Source organism: Haliea sp. E17, from assembly GCF_048323675.1.
GTDB lineage: Bacteria > Pseudomonadota > Gammaproteobacteria > Pseudomonadales > Halieaceae > Mangrovimicrobium.
On record NZ_JBLWFK010000002.1, the window covers coordinates 869834 to 895471 of the forward strand.

Sequence of the window (25638 nt, forward strand, 5' to 3'; positions counted from 1 at the left end):
GGCAGCGCGCCCTAGAGCCGGGAGAACTCCCGGTCCAGGTTGAAGCGCCGGGAGGTCACGTAGGATTCCATGTTTTCCACCCGCCGCAGCGCATCGTCGAGCCGCTCGCGGGCGCGGTTCAGGCGCACGGTGCCGGGCTCCGGGTAGCGAAATGCCCGCCGCGGCCGGTAGTCGTGATAGCGCTCGTCGTATTCCATCGCCACGCTGTCGTCAGTGTCATCGCCCTGCGCCGCACCGCCGTAACGGCTGGGCTGGGGTGACAACAGGATCCAGGCCGCCAGGTAGGCCCACAGGGCCAGCGTGCCGGTAAACAGGAATCCGCCGACCCACATCAGGCGCATGACCCAGTGGGCGATATCGAAGTGGTCCGCGAGCCCGGCGCACACACCGCCGACCTTGCCATCCCGGGTATTGCGGTACAGGCCCATGCCCCAGCCCCGCGCGCGGCTGCGCTTGAAGCTCTTGCGCTGACGCCGGCCGTTGCGTGAGTTGTCGCGATCGTAACTCATCATTGTCTCTCCTCTTGCACCCGCTCGCGCACGGAGTCCCGCCATTCGGGGTGATCCGCATCCAGCAGCGATTCCAGGGTGGCTATGCGCTCGGTAAGGGTGTCGACCGTCTCCAGCATGTGCTCGACGGTTTCGCGGTCCTCCGCCGAAAGGCTGCGCGAGGAACGGCGCATGCTTTGGTAGTGCATCACAATCCAGACCGGCGCCACGATCACCATGAACAGGATTGTGGGCACGAACAGGAAGTTCCAGAATTCCATCTACTTGTCCTTTGCCAGGCCAGCTGCGGGAATACGCATGCTGCCATTAAAAGTCCAGCACACCAACCGCTGTCAGCCGTCGCTGCGCTTGTTCATTTCCGCCTTCAGGCGCTCGATCTCGTCGCTGATGCGCTCATCCTCGGCCAGGGCCTCGATTTCCGAGGCGAGATCGCCGGGGACATCGCGCCCGAGGTCCATGGATTCCAGCTGGCTTTCCATGTTGTCCATGCGCCGCTCGTAATGCTCGAAGCGGGCAAAGGCGTCATCGAGGGCCTCGCGCTGGATCTGGCGTTTCACCTTGATCCGCGATTCAACCGTGCGGCTGCGCAGCGCCAGGGCCTTCTGCTTGGCGCGGGCGTCGTTCAGCTTCTGCTGCAACTGGGCCACCTCGTCGTTGAGCTGGCCGATGTGGTCGTCGGCCGCCTTCAATTCGACTTCAATGGCGGCCACTTCCTCCTCGATTGCGTGCTTTTCCTGCAACGCGGCGCGGGCGAGATCCTCGCGGCCCTTGCTGATCGCCAGTTTGGCCTTGTCTTCCCAGCTGGCCGCGTCGGCCTTGACCCGCTCGAGCTTGCGCACGGCGGTCTTGCGATCCGCCAGCACCCGGGCGGAGGAGGAGCGGACTTCGACCAGCGTGTCCTCCATCTCCTGGATGATGAGGCGAATCATCTTCTGCGGGTCTTCCGCCTGGTCCAACAACGCGTTGAGGTTGGAATTGATGATGTCTGTCATACGGGAAAAAATGCCCATACCTGCTCTCCTGTTACTTGTTGCCCCGCGCTTGCGCGGAATCGGCCGGACTGGCCAGCCAGTTGATTAACTCGATCACCACGACGATCTGCAGCAAACTCAATGCGCCGGCGGCCGGATTGACCGCGATGGCGGTCATGGCGCACAGCACAAGCAGCGCCGCGTAGACCATCAGACGTTCACCGAAACTGTGCATACCCTACTCCCTACTGCTGGTTTTCCATTCCCCGCGGATCCTCTGCCCCGCCAAACGCGGGTGCGGGATATCCGCCTGTTTCCCCTTGTATTTCAGCTTCCGTGCCAGAACTGTTTTTCCCATAACTATCAATGTGTTACGGAGATACAGGCAATTTTCTCCCGATATATAAGGTAATTTATACCTTTTTATAGGGCCATTTATACCTATTCGGGTATTATTAGCCTATGAAGCGCAGCAACGACAATATCATCGGCAATTCACCCGCCCTGGCGGACGCCCTGGACCACATTTCCCAGCTCGCGCCCATCTCGCGACCGGTGCTGATCCTCGGCGAACGGGGTACGGGCAAGGAACTCGCGGCGCAGCGCATGCATTTCCTGTCGCAGCGCTGGGACGCCCCCCTGCTCAAGGTAAACTGTGCGGCGATGGCCGAAACCCTGCTGGAATCGGAACTGTTCGGCCACGAACCCGGCGCGTTCACCGGCGCGACCCGCGCCCACATCGGGCGCTTCGAGCGCGCCGACGGCGGCAGCCTGTTCCTCGACGAGCTCGGCACCATGTCCGCCCGCCTGCAGGAAAAACTGCTGCGCGTCGTGGAGTACGGCGAGTTCGAACGCCTGGGCGGACAGAAGGCCATTGCCGTGGACGTCCGGGTGATCGCCGCCACCAACGCGGACCTGCCTGCAATGGCCCGCGCCGGCAACTTTCGCGCCGACCTGCTCGACCGGCTGAGTTTCGACGTGGTCCACCTGCCCCCCCTGCGACAGCGCAGCGAGGATATCGCCGAACTGGCCAATCACTTCGCCGTGCAGATGAGCGCGGAACTGGGCTGGGAGCTGTTTCCCGGATTCAGCCCGGCGGCCTTCGACACCCTGCTCAGCCACGACTGGCCGGGCAATGTGCGCGAGCTGAAAAACGCGGTGGAGCGCTCGCTGTACCGCTGGGGCACCGCCGAACTGCCGGTCGACGAAATCGTTATCGATCCCTTCCAGCAGCCCTGGGCCGAAGCACCCGCCGCAGCGGCGACCGCACCGGACACAGCAACGGCGGCGGCGCCGGAACGACAGGTCGACGACCTCAACGCCCATATCAACGCGGTGGAGCGCCAGTGCCTGGTATCCGCCCTCGCCCGCCACGACCACCACCAGCGGCGAGCCGCCGACGCCCTCGGCCTCAGCTATGACCAGATGCGCGGCCTGGTGCGCAAGCACAAGCTGTCCCGGCGGCAGCGAAACTAGTACCAAAGTGACATGGCGGGCTATTTTCTTGCCCTCGCCTTCCCCCCCGAGGGTATGTTTGGAGTATAGTTGCGCCCTTACTATTCCAACCCGAATGAACCCGATCGAAAAAGGACGCCGAGATGACACTGCCCCTGTCCGACCCGCAACTGCTGAAAACCCAGGCCTTCATCAATGGCGAGTGGGTGGACGCCGACGACGGCGCGACCTTCCCGGTGCGCAACCCGGCCAACGGCGAAGTCATTGCCGAGGTCGCCAAGGTCGGCACCGCGGAGACCGCGCGCGCCATCGCCGCGGCGGAAACCGCCATGCAGGCCTGGAAGGTGCTGCCGGCCAAGGCCCGCGCCAATATCATGCGCAAATGGTTCGACCTGATGATGCAGCACCAGGAAGACCTGGCCATCATCATGACCGCCGAGCAGGGCAAGGTGCTTGCCGAGTCCCGCGGTGAAGTCGCCTACGGCGCGGCCTTCGTCGAGTGGTTCGGCGAAGAGGCCAAGCGCATCGACGGCGACGTCATCCCCGGCCCCTCCCCCGACAAGCGTATCGTCTGCATCAAGCAGCCGGTCGGCGTGGTGGCGGCCATCACCCCCTGGAACTTCCCCAACGCGATGATCGCGCGCAAGGCCGCCCCGGCCCTGGCCGCCGGCTGCAGCATCGTCATCAAGCCCGCCACCGAGACCCCGCTCTCTGCCTTCGCCATGGCGGAACTGGCTTCCCGTGCGGGCGTGCCCGCCGGCGTGATCAACGTACTCGCGGGCAGCAGCAGCCAGATCGGCGCGGAGATGACCTCCAACCCCATCGTACGCAAGCTCACCTTCACCGGCTCCACCCCGGTGGGCAAGCAACTGGAAGCCGAGTGCGCGGCGACCATGAAGAAAACCTCCATGGAACTCGGCGGCAACGCGCCCTTCATTGTCTTCGACGACGCAGACCTCGACGCCGCGGTGCAGGGCGCCCTGATTTCCAAGTACCGCAACTCGGGCCAGACCTGCGTCTGCTCCAACCGCCTGCTGGTCCAGGACAGTGTCTACGACGCCTTCGTGGAAAAACTGGTCAAGGCCACCGCGGAATTCAACGTGGGCAACGGCATGCAGGACGGCATCACCATCGGTCCGCTGGTCAATGCCCAGGCGGTCAACGATGTCGATGAACTGGTACAGGCTTCTGTCGGCGCCGGCGCGAAGGTCGCCCTGGGCGGCGGACGCCACGACCTGGGCGAGTGCTTCTACCAGCCGACCATCCTGACGGAAGTGACCTCGGAGATGGCGGTGTTCCGCAACGAGATCTTCGGCCCGGTCGCGCCGGTGGTGCGTTTCTCCACCGAGGAAGAAGTGATCGCCATGGCCAACGACACGGAGTTCGGGCTCGCCTCCTACTTCTACACCCGCGATATCGGCCGTATCTGGCGGGTCGCCGAGGCCCTGGAGTACGGCATCGTCGGCATCAACGAGGGCATCATCTCGAACGAGATGGCGCCGTTTGGCGGGGTCAAGGAATCGGGTTCCGGTCGCGAGGGCTCCAAGTACGGGATCGACGATTACGTCGAGATCAAGTACATGCTGATGGGTGGGCTGGACCGCTAAGCCCACTTCTTTTCCAGTCCCGGGCTGGGCGCTGGACCTTCTGGTCTGGCGTTTCGGCCCAGGGCGATATTTCTACCCCCCATACTCTTTTCTCGCTCCCCGGTCTTCCGGTTGCCTCGATTCTTAATTCCGGCATGGGCACCATGATGCCGGGATGTTGCTGGTTCCGTTAGGCTGACTTGGGAGCGCTGTATCCCGGGATTGGTCGATTCGATTGGCTTGGGAAAGGTACGCTGTAGCCCGGGTCGCCGCCCGAGAAAGGCCTGGCCGGGACCGCCAAAAAGCGCACATCCATGTGCAGGCTCGGCCTCGGACATCCATGTCCTCGGACGCCCCGGCCAGGCCTTTCTCGGTCGACACCCCTAACTGAGTGCCACCCCCGGAGCTAACGAAGTGCAAACTGTTCGATCGGTTTGAGCGAGGATCGGGTGCGAGATAGTGCTGCGCGAAAACGTCTGAGGCCATGGATGGCGCTTTTGCGGTTTTCGGGCTGCACTATCTCGTGCCCGAGCCGTCAATAGAACTACCACCCACGAATGTGAACCCGAAGCTAGACCACTTCGGGAATATTCTAAAGTTCAAATACCAGGGTAAAAGCTCAATCAGAGCTTCATGTCGTCGAACGGATTCGGCAGGTCGAGGTTCACCGGCAGGCCGCCGACGCTCATCTGCCGCGGACCCAGGTCGACGTCGCCATCCAGCAGGACGCCGTAGTCGAAGTGGTAGACCGGCTCGCGGGTGCCCGCGATCATGCCCTCGTCGTGGTCGTGCTGCGCTTCGCGGACCTTTTCGTTGGCAGCTTCATAGTTGCGCCATTCCTCCGCGGAATAGCGCTGCTGCAGCATGCGGCGGGTGATCGCCGGGCTGAGCATGGTGGCGGAGGCGTTGTTGCCGCCGAAGCCCTTGGAGTTGATGATCGCGTAGGCGGACTGCTCCGGGTCGAAGTGGCGGTGTTCGCGGCTGAAGGCCAGGTGCTCGGTGCTGACGTCCGCGGCAAGTTCCTCGATGGTGGTGATGCCGGGGAGGACGCCGTGTGCCCACATGCTGAGGGTCGCGGTGACCTGGTCGCCGGATGCCGCGCCCAGGGAGTGGCCGAGGTAGCATTTCAGGGCGGTGACCGGCCATTGCTCGATACCGAAGGCGCCGGCAACGCGGCTCATGATCTCGGATTCGGTGACGCGGTTCTGCGGTGTACCGGTGCCGTGGGCCTGCACCATGCCGCCGTGGCGCAGGAGGTCCTCGCCGAGCATCGCCCGGGTGGCGGCCAGCGCCCGTCCCATGGTGATGTAATTGCCGACACCGGGGCCGGAAATGGATTTCTTGAAGCCGTCGGCATTGACGAAGACTTCCGGCGCGGCGCCGAAGATTGTCGCGCCCAGTTCCATCGCCAGTTCGTCGTCCATCAGGATGATCATCTGCGCCGACTCGGCGATGGTGAAACCGCAGTTGTTGGAGAACGGCCGGCAGGCGCGGCGGTAATCCAGCTCTGCACCGGCGTCGAGGCCATCGAGGGCGCGCAGTTCCTTGTCCGAAGCCAGCGCGCCCATGGCGTAGTAACCCTCCATGACTTCCGGGTGGATGGGCGCTTCCGCGGCGCCGACGAAGGCCACCCGCGCGCGACCGGCACGGATATCGGCGATGCCGTTTTTCATGTTGTAGAGGAAGGAAGCGCAGGCGCCGGCGGTCGCCCCGGTGGAGCCCATGGTGCCGAGGATGTAGCCGTTGATGAAGTCCGAGGGCATTTCCACCAGGCTGAGGGGGCAGTACTTGGAGGTCACCCGCTTGCCGATATAGCGCGACTTGAGCAGGCCGCCGGCGCCGAAATTATCCAGCTGGCCCATGGCGCTGCCGGCGTAGACGCTGATCTGGTCCGCGGGCACCTTCTGGCGAATGGTTTCCCAGTCGATGCCGAGGTAACCGAGAGTGTCGGAGGCTGCACAGACCGTCATCTGCAGGCCGCGGGGATGGCTGCGGGAGGCGTAGAGCTTGCCGGGTTCGTAACCGGTGGGAAGCTGGCAGGCGGCTTTCACCTCGAACTCGCGCTCGGTGGGCAGGAGGAATTCCTGCTGCCCCTGGATATTCACGTTGACGTGGGTAACCGAGGTCGGGGTGATCTTCCAGTTGGGCGGGATGTCGTCCGGCAGGTGGCGACGCTCGATATCGAAGGTCACCGGGTGGCCGTTGCTCTCGGTGGGGAAACGCTGGTTCCAGAGCACGGCGTCCACGTCGAAGTGCTGCGACTCGATGCGGCGAATCAGGGTGTGGTCGAGAATGTACTGTTCGCGGTCGAGGGGATCTGCAATACCCATCATGGCGCCGAGGGCGGAGAGCGTGCGCTCCTGGGTCGGGCGCGCCATCGCGCCATAGGCCATGCGCGCAACGCCGTGGTGACCGGATGTCCGCCCCGCCCCGCTGAAGCCACCGAGACTGACGATAACCGGTAAACGCTGCCTGCCCATGTACTGCTTCCCTGAATAAAACTTTAAAGATGGATAAAACAAGTCTACGGCGAGGGGACCGGCAAAACGAGGCTGTATCTGCCATAATTTATGGCATTATTGACAATGGACCCACCCGCCGTGTACCGCATCGCCGCCCTTCTCTATCCACAGGCCCTGGCTACCAGCATCACCCTGCCGCTGGAGATCCTGCACGCCGCGGCGCAGATGGCGCGGGTGCGCAGCCGCCACAGCCGCGGGGTGGAACTGAAGCTGGCGGCGCACGAGGCCGGGCCGGTGCAACTGTTCAGCGGCATCACCCTGAACGCCGACCTCGACGCCAACAGTCTCGGCGCACAGGACCTGCTGATCATTCCCGGTATCTGGCGCGACCCGCAAACCGTCATCGCCAGCACCCGCAACTGGGGCGGTCGGCTGCGCGAACTGGCGCAGAACGGCACCCTGGTCTGTGCGGTGGGCACCGGCACCTGCCTGCTCGCGGAAGCCGGCCTGCTCGACGGACGCCCCGCCACCACTCACTGGAATTACTTCGACCACTTCGCCCGGCGCTATCCCCGGGTGAACCTCAAGTCCCGCCACCTGATCACCCAGGCGGGCAATATCTACTGCGTCGGCAGCGTGAATTCGATCGCCGACCTGATGGTCCATATCGTCGAGGGCTGGTACGGCCACGGCATCTCCCGCGCCGTCGAAAACCAGTTCTCGCCGGAAATTCGCCGCTCCTTCCGCGCCGCCGCCTACCAGACCGGCACCGACACCAGCCACCACGACGAGGCCGTACTGCAGGCCCAGCAGTGGCTGCGCGACAATCTCTCCAGCGGCGCGGATATCGCCAGCCTCGCCGAAAGGCTCGGGCTCAGCACCCGCACCCTCAACCGTCGTTTCCGCCTCGCCACCGGCAGCAGCCCGCAGCAGTGGCTGCAGCGGTTGCGGGTCAACGAGGCCCGCGACCTCCTGCGCCACAGCAACCTCTCGGTCGGCGAGATCGCCTGGCAGGTCGGTTTCCAGGATGTCAGCCACTTCGGCAAGCTGTTCCGCCAGCACGCCGGGATCAGTCCGGGGCGCTATCGGGAAGCGGTGCGCGGGAAGCTGTTCGCGCCGGAGACCGGCACCACAGCGGGGTCGTGACTTTCTCCTGAACATTGCACAGGCCGGAACAGCGACCCCACTCCATCTTGACCGATTCCCAATTTGAATTTCGCGCTGCAGTTAGAGTGTGAGACGGAACCTGCCCCGCTGGAACCGTGAGGCGACAGGACGTCGCCGACCGAGCCGGCACATGGATGTGCGCTTTTTGGCGTGTTCCAGCGGGGCAGGTTTCGTCTCGCGCTCGGCGGCCGAAGCACCAGAAGAAGACTCCGGGAGAGCCTCCACACCCACCAGACGCAACTTGAGGAAAAGCCCCGCCTGTGGCTAAATGAGCGCCCCTTGAAATATCCCCCAATCTCCCACAGAGCGATAGATCGGTATGAGCGAAGAAACGGTAGTCATCGTCAGCGGCGCCCGCACCCCTATGGGCAGCCTCCTGGGCGGCCTTTCCACCATGACCGCACCCCAGATGGGCTCGGTAGCCATTGCAGAAGCCCTGGAACGCAGCGGCATCGCACCGGCGGACGTGGATGAAACCTTCATGGGCTGCGTGCTGCCCGCCGGCCTCGGCCAGAGCCCGGCCCGCCAGGCCTCCCTCGGCGCCGGCATCCCGAAGTCCACCGGTGTGGTTACCCTGAACAAGGTCTGCGGCAGCGGCATGCAGGCGGCCATGTTCGCCCACGACAGCATCAAGGCAGGCACCAACAAGATCGTGGTCGCCGGCGGCATGGAGAGCATGAGCAACGCCCCGCACCTGATCAAGGACGCCCGTGGCGGTGTGCGTAACGGTCACAAGTCGCTCTATGACCACATGTTCCTCGACGGCCTGGAAGACGCCTACACTGGCGGCGCGATGGGCAGCTTTGCCCAGAAGACCGCCGACGACCGCGGCATTACCCGCGAGCAGATGGACGCCTACGCGATCGAGTCCCTGAACCGCGCCCGCAGCGCCATCGAAAGCGGCGCCCTGAAGGCCGAAATGGCTCCGGTAACGGTCAAGACCCGCAAGGGCGACGTGCTGGTCGAGAACGACGAACAGCCCTACAGCGCTGACCCGGCCAAGATTCCCAACCTGCGCCCGGCCTTCGCCGCGGACGGCACCATCACCGCGGCCAACTCCAGCTCCATTTCCGATGGCGCCAGCGCCCTGGTGATCACCAGCGGCAGCGAAGCCGAAGCCCGCGGCCTCAAGCCGATGGCGCGCATTCTCGGTCACAGCCGTCACAGCCAGGAGCCCAGCCTGTTCACCACCGCCCCGATCGGCGCGGTCAACAAGCTGCTGGCCAAGCTGGACTGGACCGTCGACGACGTCGACCTGTGGGAAATCAACGAGGCCTTCGCCATGGTCGTGATGATGGCCATCCAGGACCTCGGCCTCGACCACAGCAAGGTCAACGTCTACGGCGGCGGCTGCGCCATGGGTCACCCCATCGGCTCCACCGGCTCGCGCATCATCGTCACCCTGATGTACGCCCTGCAGCAGATGGGCAAGAAGCGCGGCATCGCCACGCTGTGCATCGGCGGCGGCGAAGCCACCGCGGTCGCCATCGAGCTGCTTTGACCTGACTGGCGGGCGGGTCCTGCCCGCCCGCTGCATTGCAACACGGAGCCACCATGGCACTGAGCAGTATCCCGGACATCCTCGACGACATCCGCGCCGGCCGGATGGTCATCCTCATGGACGACGAAGACCGCGAGAACGAGGGCGACCTGATCGTCGCCGCGGAAGCGGTGACCCCGGAAATCATCAACTTCTTCGCCAGCGAGGCCTGCGGGCTGATCTGCATGCCGATCACCGAGGAGCGGGCGCGGCAGTTACAGCTGCCGCTGATGGTGCGCGACAACCGCTCCCAGCACGAGACCAACTTCACGGTCTCGATCGACGCCGCGGAGAAAATGGGCCCCGGCATCAGCGCGGCACAGCGCGCGCACACTGTCCTCAAGGCAGTGGCGCCCAACGCGGTACCCGGCGACATCGTGCAACCCGGGCATATTTTCCCCCTGGTCGCCAAGCCCGGCGGCGTGCTGCGCCGCGCCGGCCACACCGAGGCCGGCGTCGACCTGGCCCGCATGGCGGGCTTCGAACCCGCGGCCCTGATCGTCGAGATCATGAACGAGGACGGCACCATGGCGCGCCGCCCGCAACTCGAGGTGTTCGCCGAGAAACACGGCCTGCACATCGGCACCATTGCCGACCTGATCCAGTACCGCGCCCTGCACGAGCAATCGGTGGAACTGCACAGCAGCAAAGCAGTGGAAACCGAGTTCGGCCCCTTCGAACTGCACACCTTCCACGACCTGATCGACGACACGGTGCACTATGCCCTGAGCTGCGGCACGATCGACGAGGCGCGGGACGTACTGGTCCGCGTGCAGGGCATCAATACCCTGCGCGACGTGCTGGGCACCCGTATCGACAGTTCCAGTTCCGGCTGGTCCTACCGCCGCGCCATGCAGAAGGTGGCGGAAGAAGGCTGCGGCGTGGTGGTCCTGCTCGGCCAGCCCACCAGCACCGAACAGGCGCTGGCGGAAGTCGCCCGTTTCCCCGAACCCGCGCGGGTCACCGGCGGGGCGGATTCGGCAGGCCAGACCAACTACCGCCTGATCGGTACCGGCTCGCAGATCCTCAAGCGCCTCGGCGTGGGCCGCATGCGCCTGATGTCAGCGCCGATCCACTTCAACGCCCTCTCCGGTTTCCAGCTGGAAGTCACCGACTTCGTCGAGCCCTGAGCCTCGGTACAGCCGGCGGCTCTCGCGAGTGGCCGGCTGTCGCCCACACCAGCCGCGGGCAATTTTCTAGGCGTATCCCTCGGCCATCTGCTTGCCGGTGGCGGATCGTTCGATCATCCCGTAGGCGGTCATGCCGTCCCAGGTGTAGCGCGCGCCGCCCTGTTGCAGGGTGAAACCGGGCGCGCCCAGTGCGGCCATGTCGGGGTTGTTGACGCGGAAGGTCGACAGGCAGGTTGTGCCGCCAATGCGGTGGGTACCGAGCTCGGACTCCAGCTCCAGCGTAACGTCGTCACCCTCCGCCAGCACCTGCTGGATGTAGGGAATCCGGGTCGCCCGCGCGGGGTACATCCTGCCGTCCACCACCACGTAGGCGATGTTGTACTGGGGCGCCGTGTCACTCGCGGGATAGGCAATGGTGCCGAAGGCGCGGCCGTCGGGAAACACCGCAGACTGCCAGCAGTGGCCGCGAAAGGCATCCAGGGGTCGCACGCTCTGCCGCTTGATCCGCGAGCCCAGCAGGTTGAATTCACGGGTCGTCCCGTCAATGGTCAGTTCGCCCTGCCCCCGGCAGAGGTGTTCGAGGCGCCAGCCGATGCCCATACTCTGGGCATCGTCCTGTTCTTTCTTCGACATTTTCGCCACTTTCTCCGGCGAATAGTCCTGCACCCAGGCCGGGGTTTCCATCACCAGTTCCACTTCCAGCTTTACCGGAATGAGCTTGCTGCCGGTAAGCGGGCCCTGGACCAGTTCCTCGATGGTCCCCTCCTGTGGCGTGCCCTCGTAGACCATGTGCCAGCGGCGGAAGGGCTCCAGGCACTGGAAGGTCACGGGACCGGCGCCGAACACCGAGGGTTTGCCGGCCGGGCCCATGACATCCGGTGCCGGTCCGCGCCCGGCGTCGAGCAGTACCCTGCCGCCCTCGAGGGCGAAGTTGCAGTGGTAGAGACGGTTATCCCAGGAGTGGGCCTCGCCCTCGATGCCAAAACGGGGGAAGCCGAACTTGCCGTTTTCCTCGAACAGCCAGACCGAGGTGCTCTCGCGCATTTCGGGGTTGTCGGGGCAACTGGGGAAGAAGTAATCGTGTTCGGGGGTGAGACCGTTGGTCATCTGTTCCAGGGTCAATGGCATTTTGTTCGGCTCCGTTTTCTTTTATGTGCGAGGCTGCTCTTGTGGATAAAGCACGCTGTAAGTCGGGTCGTCAGCCAACACCGCTCGTGCCGGGGTGGTATTGGCCGACGCCCCTGGCGCTGTGCCGCCCGAAAGGCGACGGCGTACGATTGATGATTTCGTGTGCCCGGGCTCCAGTCTGCCCGAGCAAAAGTCTGGAAACAAATTACAAGCCAGTAAGCCTGCCGCACGCTGGCCTAGGCAACCAGCGCCACCCAGGCGAGATACACTGCCAGCACAATGCCAAAGATATACGTGAGCAATGCGCCCAGGAAACGCAGCGGATGCGGCTTGTTGATCGTCGGCGACAGCAGCAGGCCGAAGTAGATCATGTAGCGGGCCACGGTCACCAGGACCATGCAGATCACCAGCCAGAACGGCGGGTTGTAGGCGCCCAGGATGTAGATGAGCAGTGCGATGACCGGCGCGTATTCGACGGTGTTGCCGTGGGCGCGCACGGCTTTGTGCAGGATGTTCGAGGGATCGTCGGGGTAGCCCTGGACGATGCCGGTACTGGCCCGGGCCATGGATACGCGAAAGCCCGCGGCGATGGTCAGCAGGGCCAGGAGTGCAACACAGAGCAGTGGGATATTCATTTTTGTTCTCCGCGGTTGTGGGATTTATCAGTTTATTGGTGAAAGGTGACCACTGTGGAAAGCTCGGCGCGAGTAGTCTGGCATTCATTGACCGGCGCGCTCCAGTCAGGATAACCGAAGGAAATACCGAACAGGAGTTTCAGCCCCGCTTCCACGCCGAGGATTTCGCGCACCGGTTCGGCGAGAAAACCGAGCGATGTTTGCGGGCAGCTGCCGAGGCCGTGGGCGGTGATCGCCAGCATCAGGTTCTGGGCGTACATGCCGACATCCGCCGCTTCGCGCAGGCCGAAAACTTCCGGGAGAAACAGGAAGGCGACGTGCGGCGCGTCGAAGAAACGGAAGTTCTGCCGGAACTGGGTATCGCGCCCCTCGCGGTCGCTGCGCGCGATACCCGCTGCTGTGTAGAGTGCCTGCGCAGCGGCGTGCTGGCGTTCCCGGAACACGCCGGGATAGGTGCCGTCATAGGGATAATCCAGGCTCAGGTCGCCAACGGCAAAGGCTTCCGGCAGTGCCTTGCGCAACGCTGCCAGGGTGCCACCGGAGGCGACGTGTACGCTCCAGGGCTGGGTATTGCAGTTGCTGGGCGCCCGCTGGGCGGCGAGAAAGATCCGCTCCAGCACAGCGGGTTCGACAGCTCGCGGTAAAAAAGCGCGGATGGAGCGGCGCGCTGTCACCAGCTGCTCAAAGGCCGCCATATCGCCCTGCGCCATGCCTGTGGATTCCTGCACTGTAACTGTTCTCCCCCGGGTCCCGGCGGACTCACTGCACTTCAATGGTCACTGGTATCCAGCGGTTGAGTATGTAGTCCAGGGTACCGTTGCTGCGCATCAGTTGCAGGCTGCGGTTCAATTCCCCGGCGAGCGCCTGGTCGTCCTTGCGCACTGCCCATGCCAGCATTTCCTCGGTCAGCGGCCGGTACATGCTGATCAGGTCCTGGTCCTGCTTGCTGTTGGCCAGCTGCCAGCTGGTGGGCGCGTCGTGGATGTAGATATCGATCAGGTTATTGCGCAAGGCCTGGAAAGCTGCCGCGGAGTCCGCAAAGAATTTTATCTCGGCATCCGGCAATTCCCGCGCGGCAAAGGCTGCACCGGTGGTATCCGGTTCGACGCCGATGCGCACCCCTTCGCGGTAGATCGCCCAGGGCTGGGAAAAGCTTCCCACCTTGTCGCGGTGGATGATCGCCATCTGGCCAACCCGCAGGTAGGGTTCGGTAAACTGGACCTCGCGGCTGCGCTCGGCGGTCGCGCTGAGACCGGACATGATCACGTCGATCCGGCCCGCCTGCAATGCGGGGATCAGTTCCGCGAAGGGCAGTTCCACGATGCGGACTTGCCGCGAGAGGATTTTACCCACGGCCCTGGCATTGTCGGCCTCTACCCCGAACACTTCGCCGCTCTGCCTGAACGCCAGCGGTGGGTAGTCGGTGGTCATACCGACGCGCAACTCGCCTGCCGCCGATGCCAGCAGGGGAAAGCACAGAATCAGGACCAGGGCGGATATTATTTTCCCCATGAACACTCCTCGAGCGGGTTTATTTTCCGGCCATGACTTTACCACTCATCGCGGTCTCGCCAAACCGCGAAACTGAAAAGTGTGCTTGGGAACTGTACTTCCCTGCCGTAGAATGGGGCGAAAACCCTGTCACGCATGTAAAGATGAGCTCACCCGAAACCCTCACCCGCAAACTCCTCGAAGACTGGCTGGCAGAAGCCCGGGTCGAATTTCACACCTGTGACCAGTGCCCTGGCCTGCACCTGCCGATCCTCCAGGATATCGAAGGCGTCATCGACAGCCGGCTGTTTCTCGAGCCCTGGGGGTTATTGCTGACCACCGAACTGGAAATCCGCCCGATGGCCCTGCTGCCGCTCGCGGCGGACCTGGGCAGGCTGTGCATGGATTACCCGACCCTGAAAATGTTCCAGGACGTGGTCGACGATGCGACGCCGCAGCTGGTGGTAGCCAGCCCGCAACTGGGCGCCGCGGGGCTTACCCTCGAACAGTTCGCGACTTTTGTCGGCACTACCGTGGCCGCTACGCGAAAAGTGGCGGAGGAATGCCTGCAGCTCAACTACCTGTTCGCCCCGGCCGATCCCAGCCTCACACCGGGCTCCCACGCCCTGCACTGAGAACAGTCGCGACTACCCGGATTGCGAACGCAGGCCCGAAGGCCCGGGATTGTAGGACAACTTGCGCAGGGTCTCCGTCTCGATTCCGACCAGTTGCTCATAGAGCAGGCCGCGGCCGACAAGGATAGCCGGCATCACCCAGATCAGCGGAATGCCGAACAGGACCAGTGAGCCCAGCACCGCGAGTACCGCAATACAATCCAGCGCCAGCACCCGGAACCAGCAGCGATGAATAATTCGCCAGGACTGTGCGATCGCTGCAAACGGACCACACTGCTTGTCGACGGCGATCGGGATGGCCAGTTGGAAGCTGACCGCGAGATAGATGCCCGGCAATACCAGCAACAACAGGCCGAGGAAGATCAGGATGTGGGAGAAGATACTGACCAGCAACAGCTTGAGGGTGTAGCCGTACCAGTACAACAGGCTCCAGAATCGCGGGTGGTTACCCCGCGCGAAGGCGACACCAGCCACCCACAGGCCGCCGACCATCGGCAACAGCACAATGGTTTGCGCGAGCTCATCGAGGAACCCCGGGTAGGTTGAAATCCCGAAAATTTCCTGGGTGCTGCCAGGTTCAGCGCCGCCCAGCAAGGTAAAGGCGGCGGTGAGTATGACCGCGCTACCGATGAACAGCAGCCAGCAGGCACAGGCTTCCAGTTTGCAGGTAGAACCAATCCGCCAGGACTCACGGACGATTTCGCGGACCGAGAAAGACTGCTGGGTCGCGCCGCTGGCTCCCACGCTTGCTTCCCTCTCCCTGGATGAATGGCCTCCTTGCTGCTGGTCCCTGTGCATTCGGGGGGGCAGGCCTTGAGTCGCTGCTACGCTGATGGCGCCATTTTATGCCAGCTGCGACCGCTAATCGACCCCCGTCAATTCCACTGATACTTCACGGTCGCCACGCTATCCACCGCTGCGTTTTCCCCGGGCGCCGCCAGCTCGAAGCTGAAACCGTCCGTGGGAACAGCGGCACCGCCGAAGGGCAGGTGCGGATTGAGGTAACGCTCCGGGTGCTGGTCCGAGAAACTGCTCACCGCATCAAAAGTAGTGCTTTCGCGTACCTGCATCTCGCCACCCACCGGCCGGTAGATTTCCAGGCCACGCGGGAACGGCTGGAGAGAGAATGGGGCATCCGCCGCATGGTCGGACCGCAGCCGCCTGTCATAGAGCCGGTACTGGGTCTTGCCGTCGCGAATACGCAGGTCGTAGTAGGTACTGGCGCTGAACAGGGCGTCCTTCTCCGGGCCGGGCAGGTATTCATTCTCGATGGTGTAGCCGTACATCAGCTTGTGGCCCTGCCAGGCGACCTGTTCCACCGGCGGCTTACCATCCACCAGCCATTTCCCGCAGGACTTGCGACCTTCCGCTGAGACGTCGGACGAATAGTAGTCCGGCCGTCGTTCGTAACACATGACATCGATAAAGGCGCTTTCCAGCAGGGGCTGGGCGCTGTCGTCCAGCTCCCACCAGGTCCAGCCATCGCGCTCCTGGAAATACTTCGCCGGCAACACCGGCACATTGAATTCCTGGGGAATGGCGTCAACCACCAGCAGGTAGCCATTCCCCGGTCCGAACTGGGCGGGGTCGTTCTGGCTCCACAGGTAGGCGCCGTTGTAGTACCACATCAACACACCCGGGCGGTAATTGGCGGTCACCGCACTCATCCCATGCTCCGGATCGGGATAGAACTTGAAGATGGGATCGCCGAGAACGGCGTCGTAGTTGGCCACTGCTGCAAAGTCGGCGTAGGGATCGCGGTATTCGAGCAGGTAGTACTGCGGCACCGTCAGGTGGTGGTTGCCGCCCGACAGCGTAAAACCGGTGTTTTTCCAGTCAGTGATCGCGGGCTCCTCGAACGTCTCCAGGTAGTCCAGCGCCGGCAGGGCAATATTGTCCACCAGCGCCCCATCCTCGACCGCCGCACCGTCGGTAAAATAGGTGATGCGAATATCGACCGGAGCGCCGCGAAATTCCTCGAGATCGAAGGTTGCGTGTACCCACTGGGCGTTTTTGCAGGGGTCGACAGAACTGTCGCCGATGCTGTCCTCAGCGAGCTTGCGCTCCCTGCCCGGGTCGCAACCGGCTGCGTTTTCCACCTTGCCGTCGCCATCCATGTCGCCGCTCAGGCCGGTAAATCCGGGCAGGTAACCATTGCCCTCATGTCCCTTCTGCGAGGGCATGACACTGTGCCGGTCGTCCACCCCTTCCTTGTCCGTCGGCAGCAGCCGCCGGTAGGGTTCGCCGACCCGTGCCGCTTCCACATAGAGGTAATCCCATTCCGCCTCGATACGGAACCACAGGTCCATGGACAACTGCAGCGCCTGTCCCGACGGGACCCCGGACAGGTCAAACCGGCGCGACAGGCTGCGGTTCATGTCGTTACCCTGGCCGGTATAGGCGGCCTGCCTGGCGTTGCCCGCCTGCAGGGGGCCGAGGTGCAGGTCGCGGTACTTCGGCGGCAGGATCACCATTGCCGCGTCGCAGGCTGCCCCCCCGCCACTATCGACCCCGTTCCACTGGTTCATCACCTTGAGTTCGATACTGCCGGATTTCTCGCCCCCGAACCGGGGCGGCTTCACGATGCAGGGTTGCATCCAGCCCAGTACCATGCGGCTCCAGGCACTCATTTCCTGGGGTACCGGACTCCGGGTGCTGGACATGGCGTCCCATGAGCCGGTCGAATTGTTGGTCTGGCGGGCGTAGATATCGGGAAGCCCGAGGGAGTGGCCAAACTCGTGTATGAACGTGCTGACGTCGGTGTACTCCGACTGCATGTTGAAGTCCAGCAACCACAGGCCGTCCCCGACCTCTATCCCGCCGCGGACATTGCGGACTCCCGCGATCTCGGGACCGCTGTCGAGGTTGTACAGCAGTGACGAGCGATGTGGCCAGATGCGATCGGCACAGGCTTTTTCCTCGTCCGAGAGCGATTCGAAGGCGTCGGCAGGCGACTGCACGTTGAGTTTTTCATCGAGCTTGTACAGGCCCTGGCAATCGGATTGTCCCTTGCCGGCCACGATGACCACGAAGTGATCGATGTAGCCGTCCGGCTCATCGCGGTTGCCGTCATCGTCGAAGTCGAGAGGATCCCACTGGTCGTAGTCGCGCCAGGGAAAGTCGGGATAGTCCCGGTAGGCGACCTTCAGGGCATCCACGACCACGTCGTCGCTGTTGATGTCGTTGCGCCAGATACCGTCGCTGCTCTGCACCGGCCGGCCATAGAAATGCAGGGGGCGATCAAGCTGGACCACGGGCAAGATATCGCCGGTGACGTTGTAGCGGCCGCGCGACTGGTGGCGGTAGTAATGCGAGAGCGTTTTGGCCTGCGGGTTGCCGGTCCCGCCGCCAAACAGCAGTTCCTCGAACCAGGACTGGTTTTTGGCGTCCTGCTGCGGATCCCCCGCGAAGCGGTCGAAGCCCTTGTCGGCAAAGCTGACCGGCAGGATCAGCAATTTGTGGGGACGCTCTGCCGGCGCGAACACCGGCCGGATTGCATCGCTCTTGATTTGCGGGTGACCGAGCAGGTCGAAACGGTAGGCCGCAAGGTCTTCCACCATCTGGATGGCAGCCGGGTCCACGGCGTCCGGGTCCTGGGCGGCGTTGGCGACCCCGCAAACACCGAACTTCACGACCACACCGCAGATCATCAACAAAGATACACGCAACAACCTCATCGGGCTGGTCTCCTGAACGTACTGTGCGGAATCGGAACGAGGTTTCCCGGTTGCAGGGGATACCGCAAACGAAAATGTCCTACCGGATCTGGTGAAAAATCGTCCACATGCAACTTCGCTGGAAAACTCCCGAGTCTACCAGCTGGGCTGCCCGAATTCGGCGAAATTTTACCCCTATTTGGGCAGGTACCAACCACCCGTTTCCCAGCCGGTCAGCGGTCCCGCAGGCTGAACAGCGCGGTATTGCCGCCCCGGGCAGTCATATCCTCGGTACGGGTACACTCCGTGGCAAAGCGCAGCAGGTAGTGCGGTCCACCGGCCTTCGGCCCGGTGCCGGACAGCCGCTGGCCGCCGAAGGGATTTACCCCCACCACCGCCCCAACCATGTTGCGATTGATATAGGTATTGCCGATACGGGTGGATTCGAGCACCTCGCGGGCGAAGCCGTCGATGCGGCTGTGCACCCCCAGGGTGAGGCCGAAAGCGGAGGCGTCGATATCCCGGAGTACCCTGCCGATTTCCCCCGCGCGATAGCGCGCGACGTGCAGCACCGGGCCAAACACTTCCCCCGGCAGGCTGCCGATGCCCTCCACCCCGAATACCCGCGGTGGTACGAACCAGCCGGCGGCGTGCTGCGGTAACGTTTCGCAGGCGGCGAGGCACCTCCCCGCCTGCGTCAGCTGCAGGCAGTAGGTCTCCAGGCTATCGCGCGCCTCGCGGTCGATTACCGGACCGATATCCGTCGCCAGGTCGGCGGGATCGCCGATAGCCAGCTCGGCCATTGCGCCGCGGAGCATCTCCAGCACGGGATCGGCGATGTCCTCCTGCAGGTAGAGAATGCGCAGCGCGCTGCAGCGCTGGCCGGCACTGTGAAACGCCGAGCGGATCACGTCGTCGACCAGTTGCTCCGGCAGCGCGGTGGCATCCGCGAGCATGGCGTTGAGCCCGCCGGTCTCGGCAATCAGCGGGATAATCGCGCCGTCCCGCGCCGCCAACTGCCGATTGATGGCCGCGGCGGTGGCCAGGCTGCCGGTAAACGCCACGCCGGCGAGGCGATCATCCGCCAGCACCTGCCGGCCAATTGCCGGGCCGTCACCCGGCAGCAGGTGCAGCACTTCGACCGGGACGCCGGCTGCATGGAGCAGCCTGACGACCCGGGCCGCAACCAGCGGTGTCTGCTCTGCGGGTTTGGCCAGCACCGCATTTCCCGCCATCAGCGCCGCAGCGACCTGGCCGGTAAAAATCGCCAGTGGGAAATTCCACGGGCTGACACAGAAAAATACGCCCCTGCCGTGCAGCGACAGGCGGTTGCTCTCCCCCGCCGGCCCCGGCAAATCCCGCGGCGCCAGTGTCACCCTGCCCTGGGCCGCGTAATAGCGGCAGAAATCCACCGCCTCGCGCAGCTCCGACAGCGCGTCGGGCAGGGTGCGCCCGGCTTCCCGCACCAGCAGCCGCAGCAATTCGTCGCGGTGCTGCTCGAACAGGTCGGCCGCGCGCTCCAGGCACCCGGCGCGCGAATCTGCACCACTGCGGTCCCAGTCGCGCCAGGCTCGCGCCGCGCTGGCCATGGCGGTATCGATCGCCTGCGCAGCGGCGGGCACGACTTCACCGAGCGTTTCCCGGGCATCTGCCGGTGAGGTGATGGCATCGCCGGCGCCCCCCCAGTCCACGCCGTCGACAATCGGCGCCGCTGACAGCGACCCGGGGGAAGCACTGGAGACGGCCTTTAACAGAGGGGGGACGACCAGGGGATCCGCGAGGTCCAGGCCGGCGGAATTGCGCCAGGGTATGGCCGCGGTGGCATAGAGGTCTGCGGGCCGGGGAATCTGTGGATGGCGCCGGGACTTGAGCGCAGTTGTGGCCGCAACCGGGTCCTCCACCAGCTGCGCAACCGGCACCTGGGCATCGAGGAAGCGATTGACGAAGGAACTGTTGGCACCGTTTTCCAGCAGCCGCCGCACCAGATAGGGCAGCAGGTCCCGGTGGCTGCCAACCGGGGCGTAGATGCGCACCGGCTGCGCCGGCAGGTCCTGCGCCAGGGCCTCGTAGAGCAGGTGTCCCATGCCGTGCAGGCGCTGGAATTCAAAGTCCCCCGCTGCCCCGGCCAGCGCCAGCACCTGCCTGACCGTGTGGGCGTTGTGGGTGGCAAACTGGGGGTAGATGGACCCGGGGCATTGCAGCAGCGTCTGCGCACAGACCTGGTAGGACAGGTCGGTGTGGCACTTGCGGGTAAATACCGGGTAATCCGCCAGCCCCAGCTCCTGGGCGTGCTTGATCTCGCTGTCCCAGTAGGCGCCCTTTACCAGCCGGACCATGATCCGCCGTTTGCTGCAGCGGGCCAGTTCCAGCAGCCAGCGCGCCACCGGCACCGCCCGCTTCTGGTAGGCCTGCAGGACAAACCCCAGCCCCTGCCAACTGGCCAGCGCCGGGTCATGGGCCAGCGCCTCGAACAGGCTCAGCGACAGGTCCAGGCGCTGGCTTTCCTCGGCATCGATGCTCAGGCCGATGTCGCCTTCGCGAGCCAGCAGCGCCAGCGCGCGCAGGCGCGGCAGCAATTCCGCGACAACGCGCTGCTGCTGGGCGTACTCGTAGCGCGGGTGCAGGGCCGACAGTTTGATCGAGATGCCGTCGGCTGCGTACACGTCGCCGCGTTTGCCCGCGGCAATCCGTTCGATAGCGTGCTGGTAGGCGTCAAAGTAACCTTGCGCAGCAGCGGCTGTCCGGGCTCCTTCGCCGAGCATGTCGAAAGAATATCTCAGCGCCGCGCCCCGGTTACGGGAGGAATGGGACAGCGCCTCTTCGATGCTGCGACCGAGCACGTACTGGCGACCGAGAATGCGCATCGCCTGCATTACCGAGGCCCGCACCAGGGGTTCGCCGAGGCGGTTGACCAGCCGTTGCATCCAGGAGTCGGGGTCGCGCTCGATGGCGGGGTCGAGACCGATCACCCGGCCAGTCAGCATCAGCCCCCAGACCGAGGCGTTGACGAACGAAGAGGTCGATTTACCGCGGTGGGCGGCCCAGTCGCCGCTGCGAATCTTCTCCGCAATCAGGCGGTCGGCAGTGGCGTCGTCCGGCACCCGCAGCAGGGATTCCGCGAGGCACATGAGCGCGATCCCCTCCTGGTTGGAGAGGCCAAATTCCATCAGGAAGGCGTCCAGTGTGCCGGCCCGGTGGCTGCGGCTGCGGCAGCGGTCCACCAGGGCGGCGGCCTGCCGGCACACCTCGCCTCGCGCCTCTGCGTCCAGGCGGGCAGCCGCCAACAGTTCACCCACGACCCGGGATTCATCGGCGCACCAGGCGCGACGAATCGCCAGGCGGATTGCATCGAGTTCATCGGGCACGGCGTATCCTCCAGTGCACCGGGCTATTTTCAGCACCACAGCGCGGGCTGTCTATCCCCCGCGGGGATAGTGCCGCTCAGTAGGCCGGCAGCGGAATTACAGGATTACCGTGCGCTGGCCATTGAGAATGACCCGCTGTTCACAGTGCAGGCGCACGGCGTTGGACAGGGCGGTGGATTCGATATCGTGCCCCAGGTGCACCATCTGTTCGACCGAGATTTCGTGGTCGATAGGGCGTACCTCCTGGGCGATGATCGGCCCTTCGTCGAGGTCCCGGGTGACGTAATGGGCGGTCGCACCGATCACCTTGACGCCGCGCTCGTAGGCCTGGTGGTAGGGTTTCGCCCCCTTGAAGCCGGGCAGGAAGGAGTGGTGGATATTGATCGCCCTGCCCTGCAACTGCTCGCAAAGACCATCGGACAGGATCTGCATGTAGCGGGCCAGCACCAGCAGGTCGCCGCCCGCTTCCCCGAAGATCCGCATCAGCTCGGCTTCCTGCTGCAATTTCGTGTCTGCGGTCACCGGCAGGTAGTGGTAGGGCAGCCCGTACCACTCGACCAGGGCCCGGCAGTCCTCGTGGTTACTGACCACGGCGACGATATTGGCCGGCAATGCCCCGGCGCGCCACTTGGTCAGCAGGGCGCTGAGGCAGTGGTCATATTTCGATACCGCCAGCACCAGTCGCGGGCGGTCGGCCGCGCAGCGCAGGTTGTACTGCATGTCGAGTTCCCTGGCGAGCGCTTGCAGGCGCTGGTTGAAGACCTCGAAACTGACATTCATGGCACTGATGTCGAATACGCAGCGGAGGAAAAATGTGCGGCTGACGGGATCAGAATAATTGGATACTTCGGTGATATTGGCGCCAACTTCATAGAGCAGGCCGGAATAAAGCGCCACCACGCCGGTGCGATCAGGGCATTTGAAAGACAGGATATAAGCGTTGCAAGCATCCGCTTCGGCGGCTGTGGACATCGGCGGTGTTCCCGGCACTGGTTGGGGGGTGGCTATTGTTCCAAAGCCGGGACCGCCACGTAAAGGCCTGTCTGGCCCGGGTTGGGCAGCGAGTGACGATGGGTAACTGTTACAGCGGCGTTACAGTACGACTACAGGGTTCAGATTTCCCCGTTGAAAGCGACCCGCTTGCTGTCGAGTTCCGCGCGCAACCTGTCTACGCGCCGCTGAAGCTCCCGCAACTGCCCCTCTGCGCGTGCCAGGTGGTATTCGAGTTCCTCGACCTCCTCTGCACTGGCCTGGGCAGCGAATACCCGTTCCCGGTTATGGTAGCTACTCAGGACAGCATTAATGCGCTGTTGAATGGATTCAACTGTTGGTTTTTGTTCTGCCACGGTAACACCCCGCATGCGGCTTGGTTTATCAGCTTTTGCCCTATGCCTCACTGGTCCTGATTATTTTTTGTACTATCAGGACCATAGCGCATTGGCGAGACAATGCAAGCATCAATCGCAGAACTCAATTACAGGATATTTCAGCCGATGCGCACGCGCCTGAGGCCGCGCTGCCCCAATTCGGTCTCCCAGAGCCCGAATCGACCGCTTTCCAGGTCGTCGTAGGCCTGCAGGATATGTTCATTGACTTCCGGGTAGGCGACCTCGTCCCAGGGCACCTCATCCCGGGCGAAAAAGCCACAGGCCATGGACTCCGGCCCCGGGGAACAGTGTTCGGAACCCACCCGGGTGACATAGGCGAAATACACCTGGCTGAAACTCACCAGCGTACCCACCATGTAGAAGCGCAGCCTGTCCTGTTCCAGCATGACCCCCGCCTCCTCCCGCACCTCGCGCACGGCCCCGTCTTCCAGCCGCTCGCCGTTTTCCAGGAACCCGCCAGGTATCGCCCACAGGCCACGTCGCGGAGCGATAGCCCGCTGCACCCACAACAGGCGCTTGCCACAAGCGACAAAGCAGTTGGTGACGATCATCGGGTGGTCGATATGAATCTTGCTGCACCGGGGACAGATCCAGTGCCTGCGCAACTCCCCGCCGACTTCGTGCCGGATGAGCGGGCTGGCGCAGTGGGGGCAGAACTTCAGGATGGCTGAATCGGGCGGTGTCAATGCGGGTCGGACCATGGCACGGGTAACTGGGAAAACTATAGCATGGCGGATTCACTATAAGTCTGCGGGACTACTGGATTTCAATTGCGTCCGGCATATACTTGCTGAAAGCGCCGCAAGCAGACGGCGCGGGTGGTACCACTTTCCTGTCCGTATTGACGTATCCCTGAAGGAAATGCGTCCGTGCAATCTTTTATCCGAATTGTCGAAATCTGGACTCCCGATGCCGCCGGTGAACGGCTGGAACTGAAAGCCGGTGCCTACGGCAACCTGTCGGCATTTTCCCGCCACAGCGAAAACCTGACCTTTGCCCCCGGGCAGGGCCTGCCCGGACTCGCCTGGCAGGCCGGTATGCCCATCGTCATGCGCGACCTGAACCGGGCGGATTTCCTCCGCGCCGGCCCGGCCGGCGAAGCTGGCCTCACCGCCGGTATCGCCATGCCGATATTCCAGGGCACGGCGCTGCGCGCGGTGCTGGTATTCCTGTGCGGTAACCACGGCCACAGTGACGGCGCCATCGAAATCTGGAAGGACGACGAACTGAGCGGCCAGTCATTCATCGACGGCTATTACGGCAACCTCCGGCACTTCGAACGCCAGTCCCGCAGTATCAAGTTCCCCATGGGCTGGGGCCTTCCGGGCATGGTGTGGAAGACGGCGGAACCGCAGGTTGTCGATGTCGGCAACACCAACGCCTTCCTGCGCTCCCAGGCCGCCCTGGAGGCGGGTATTTCCACCGGCATCGGCATTCCCCTGAACTCCAACCGCAATGTCGATGACATTGGCTTCGTGGTCACGTTCCTGTCTGTGCGCGCCAATCCGATCGCCCGCAGTTTTGAGGTCTGGCGCGTTACCGACAACGGCGGTGCCCTGTTTTTTACCGTGGGCTTTGACGACAGCAGGAGCGGCATCACCGCATCGCGCGACTGTTCGCGCCGCCTGCTCAGCGGTGAGGGCACGGTTGGCGCGGCGCTCCAGTCGGGCATGCCGGTGATCGAACAGCGCGCCCTGGAACACGAGGGCACGGAGCTGCTGAACCAGCTGGCCATACCGGTGTTTTACCAGGAGGAATTGCGGTCCGTCGTGTGCTTCCGTTTCTAGCACCGTCAGGCATCCACCACCTGCCCGCATGGTCATGGAAAATTCACAGTAAATGCCGATTTCCCCGTCGGCTGTCATGCGCTGTTGCTATACTTCGCCGCCATAACATCACATCCACCAGGGAACCAGAATCATGAAACACGCCAGAATAGCCGCCCTCGCGCTGGGCACAGCGTTCATCGCCAGCTTCCCCCTTGCCAGCCTCGCCGACGAAGGCCTGATGCTCGGCGCGGGTGCCTACTACACCCTGGTCGACGACGAACTGCGCGGCAAGCAGGATTTCAACGACGAAGCCCAGGCCATCATCGACGATTCCAGCTACGGCCTGAACGCCGCCATCGGCTGGCGCTTCAACAACTGGCTCGCCATCGAAGGTGGCTACTGGTACCTCGGCGAAGTGGAGTCAGACGACCTGGACTCCGGCAACAAGATCGATGTCGAAACCGACACCTTCCACGCGGGCGCGATGGTATCGGTGCCGCTGTTCATTTTCGATATCTATGCCCGCGGCGGCGTCGCCTTCTGGGACGCGCAGGCCGACCGCGGCTTCGACGACGACGGCACGGACCCCTATTACGGCATTGGCGGCGCCCTCAACCTGGGCGGCAGTATCGACCTCTACGCGGAGTGGGTGCGCTTCCAGCTGAACACCGATATCGACACCTTCGGCATGGGTGTGCGCTTTACCTTCTAAGCCCCATCGTTCGGCGCCCTCCCCGGCCCGCGCCGGGGA

23 protein-coding genes are annotated in these 25638 nt (G+C 63.8%); 8 read left to right on the plus strand and 15 right to left on the minus strand.

Annotation, left to right across the window (positions count from 1 at the left end; genetic code table 11):
* Positions 1-11: 11 nt before the first annotated feature.
* The 4 genes from ACNKU3_RS07010 to ACNKU3_RS07025 all read right to left on the minus strand — a co-directional run bounded on the left by ACNKU3_RS07010 (position 12) and on the right by ACNKU3_RS07025 (position 1715).
* The gene (locus ACNKU3_RS07010; protein WP_418258704.1) at positions 12-512 is read right to left on the minus strand and encodes a PspC domain-containing protein; all 501 of its coding nucleotides are present in this window, start codon (positions 510-512) and stop codon (positions 12-14) included.
* The gene (gene pspB, locus ACNKU3_RS07015) at positions 509-769 is read right to left on the minus strand and encodes an envelope stress response membrane protein PspB (protein ID WP_418258705.1); all 261 of its coding nucleotides are present in this window, start codon (positions 767-769) and stop codon (positions 509-511) included. The genes ACNKU3_RS07010 and pspB overlap by 4 nt, the downstream gene beginning before the upstream one ends.
* Before the next feature lie 72 nt (positions 770-841).
* Positions 842-1519 (minus strand): phage shock protein PspA, encoded by a 678-nt coding sequence (gene pspA / locus ACNKU3_RS07020; protein ID WP_418258706.1) that lies wholly within the window; start codon positions 1517-1519, stop codon positions 842-844.
* 13 nt (positions 1520-1532) lie between these two features.
* Positions 1533-1715, minus strand: coding sequence for a hypothetical protein (locus tag ACNKU3_RS07025; RefSeq protein ID WP_418258707.1), 183 nt, complete (start codon positions 1713-1715; stop codon positions 1533-1535).
* Positions 1716-1942: 227 nt separating this feature from the next.
* Here ACNKU3_RS07025 and pspF point away from each other — a divergent pair, with 227 nt between their 5' ends.
* Together pspF and ACNKU3_RS07035 are read left to right on the plus strand one after the other, a co-directional pair.
* Positions 1943-2956, plus strand: a complete 1014-nt coding sequence (gene pspF, locus ACNKU3_RS07030; protein ID WP_418258708.1) for a phage shock protein operon transcriptional activator — start codon at positions 1943-1945, stop codon at positions 2954-2956.
* A gap of 122 nt (positions 2957-3078) precedes the next feature.
* Complete coding sequence (locus ACNKU3_RS07035) at positions 3079-4542, plus strand: NAD-dependent succinate-semialdehyde dehydrogenase (RefSeq protein WP_418258709.1); 1464 nt, start codon at positions 3079-3081, stop codon at positions 4540-4542.
* A 602-nt stretch (positions 4543-5144) separates the two neighbouring features.
* Here ACNKU3_RS07035 and ACNKU3_RS07040 read toward each other — a convergent pair.
* The gene (locus tag ACNKU3_RS07040) at positions 5145-7001 is read right to left on the minus strand and encodes a beta-ketoacyl synthase (RefSeq protein ID WP_418258710.1); all 1857 of its coding nucleotides are present in this window, start codon (positions 6999-7001) and stop codon (positions 5145-5147) included.
* Between the two features lie 105 nt (positions 7002-7106).
* Between ACNKU3_RS07040 and ACNKU3_RS07045 the strand changes: the two genes are divergently transcribed.
* The 3 genes from ACNKU3_RS07045 to ribB all read left to right on the plus strand — a co-directional run bounded on the left by ACNKU3_RS07045 (position 7107) and on the right by ribB (position 10820).
* Entirely contained in the window at positions 7107-8129 is a 1023-nt protein-coding gene (locus tag ACNKU3_RS07045; RefSeq protein ID WP_418258711.1) for a GlxA family transcriptional regulator, read from the plus strand.
* A 340-nt stretch (positions 8130-8469) separates the two neighbouring features.
* The gene (locus tag ACNKU3_RS07050) at positions 8470-9651 is read left to right on the plus strand and encodes a thiolase family protein (RefSeq protein WP_418258712.1); all 1182 of its coding nucleotides are present in this window, start codon (positions 8470-8472) and stop codon (positions 9649-9651) included.
* A gap of 53 nt (positions 9652-9704) precedes the next feature.
* Positions 9705-10820, plus strand: a complete 1116-nt coding sequence (gene ribB, locus ACNKU3_RS07055; RefSeq protein ID WP_418258713.1) for a 3,4-dihydroxy-2-butanone-4-phosphate synthase — start codon at positions 9705-9707, stop codon at positions 10818-10820.
* Positions 10821-10886: 66 nt separating this feature from the next.
* Here the strand turns inward: ribB and ACNKU3_RS07060 are convergent, their stop codons facing one another.
* From ACNKU3_RS07060 to ACNKU3_RS07075, 4 genes are all read right to left on the minus strand, one after another.
* Positions 10887-11948: a hypothetical protein gene (locus tag ACNKU3_RS07060; RefSeq protein ID WP_418258714.1), complete on the minus strand. Its 1062-nt coding sequence runs from the start codon at positions 11946-11948 to the stop codon at positions 10887-10889.
* 236 nt (positions 11949-12184) lie between these two features.
* Positions 12185-12583: an MAPEG family protein gene (locus ACNKU3_RS07065; protein ID WP_418258715.1), complete on the minus strand. Its 399-nt coding sequence runs from the start codon at positions 12581-12583 to the stop codon at positions 12185-12187.
* Positions 12584-12615: 32 nt separating this feature from the next.
* The gene (locus ACNKU3_RS07070; protein ID WP_418258716.1) at positions 12616-13311 is read right to left on the minus strand and encodes a nitroreductase; all 696 of its coding nucleotides are present in this window, start codon (positions 13309-13311) and stop codon (positions 12616-12618) included.
* Positions 13312-13342: 31 nt separating this feature from the next.
* Positions 13343-14095: a transporter substrate-binding domain-containing protein gene (locus ACNKU3_RS07075; protein WP_418258717.1), complete on the minus strand. Its 753-nt coding sequence runs from the start codon at positions 14093-14095 to the stop codon at positions 13343-13345.
* A 143-nt stretch (positions 14096-14238) separates the two neighbouring features.
* Between ACNKU3_RS07075 and ACNKU3_RS07080 the strand changes: the two genes are divergently transcribed.
* Positions 14239-14709 (plus strand): YbjN domain-containing protein, encoded by a 471-nt coding sequence (locus ACNKU3_RS07080; protein ID WP_418258718.1) that lies wholly within the window; start codon positions 14239-14241, stop codon positions 14707-14709.
* 12 nt (positions 14710-14721) lie between these two features.
* On the opposite strand, the gene ACNKU3_RS07085 is transcribed toward ACNKU3_RS07080, so the two are convergent.
* The 6 genes from ACNKU3_RS07085 to ACNKU3_RS07110 form a co-directional block, all read right to left on the minus strand.
* Positions 14722-15453 carry a hypothetical protein gene (locus ACNKU3_RS07085; RefSeq protein ID WP_418258719.1) on the minus strand — a complete coding sequence of 244 codons (732 nt, stop codon included), beginning with the start codon at positions 15451-15453 and terminating at the stop codon, positions 14722-14724.
* 131 nt (positions 15454-15584) lie between these two features.
* Positions 15585-18386 carry an immune inhibitor A domain-containing protein gene (locus tag ACNKU3_RS07090; protein ID WP_418258720.1) on the minus strand — a complete coding sequence of 934 codons (2802 nt, stop codon included), beginning with the start codon at positions 18384-18386 and terminating at the stop codon, positions 15585-15587.
* Between the two features lie 212 nt (positions 18387-18598).
* Positions 18599-21730, minus strand: coding sequence for a bifunctional proline dehydrogenase/L-glutamate gamma-semialdehyde dehydrogenase PutA (gene putA / locus ACNKU3_RS07095; RefSeq protein ID WP_418258721.1), 3132 nt, complete (start codon positions 21728-21730; stop codon positions 18599-18601).
* Positions 21731-21826: 96 nt separating this feature from the next.
* Positions 21827-22702, minus strand: coding sequence for a formyltetrahydrofolate deformylase (gene purU, locus ACNKU3_RS07100; RefSeq protein ID WP_418258722.1), 876 nt, complete (start codon positions 22700-22702; stop codon positions 21827-21829).
* 140 nt (positions 22703-22842) lie between these two features.
* Entirely contained in the window at positions 22843-23076 is a 234-nt protein-coding gene (locus tag ACNKU3_RS07105) for a hypothetical protein (protein ID WP_418258723.1), read from the minus strand.
* Between the two features lie 140 nt (positions 23077-23216).
* The gene (locus ACNKU3_RS07110; protein ID WP_418258724.1) at positions 23217-23804 is read right to left on the minus strand and encodes an NUDIX domain-containing protein; all 588 of its coding nucleotides are present in this window, start codon (positions 23802-23804) and stop codon (positions 23217-23219) included.
* A 183-nt stretch (positions 23805-23987) separates the two neighbouring features.
* Between ACNKU3_RS07110 and ACNKU3_RS07115 the strand changes: the two genes are divergently transcribed.
* Complete coding sequence (locus tag ACNKU3_RS07115) at positions 23988-24905, plus strand: hypothetical protein (RefSeq protein ID WP_418258725.1); 918 nt, start codon at positions 23988-23990, stop codon at positions 24903-24905.
* A gap of 133 nt (positions 24906-25038) precedes the next feature.
* The gene (locus tag ACNKU3_RS07120; protein WP_418258726.1) at positions 25039-25599 is read left to right on the plus strand and encodes an outer membrane beta-barrel protein; all 561 of its coding nucleotides are present in this window, start codon (positions 25039-25041) and stop codon (positions 25597-25599) included.
* Positions 25600-25638 lie beyond the last annotated feature (39 nt).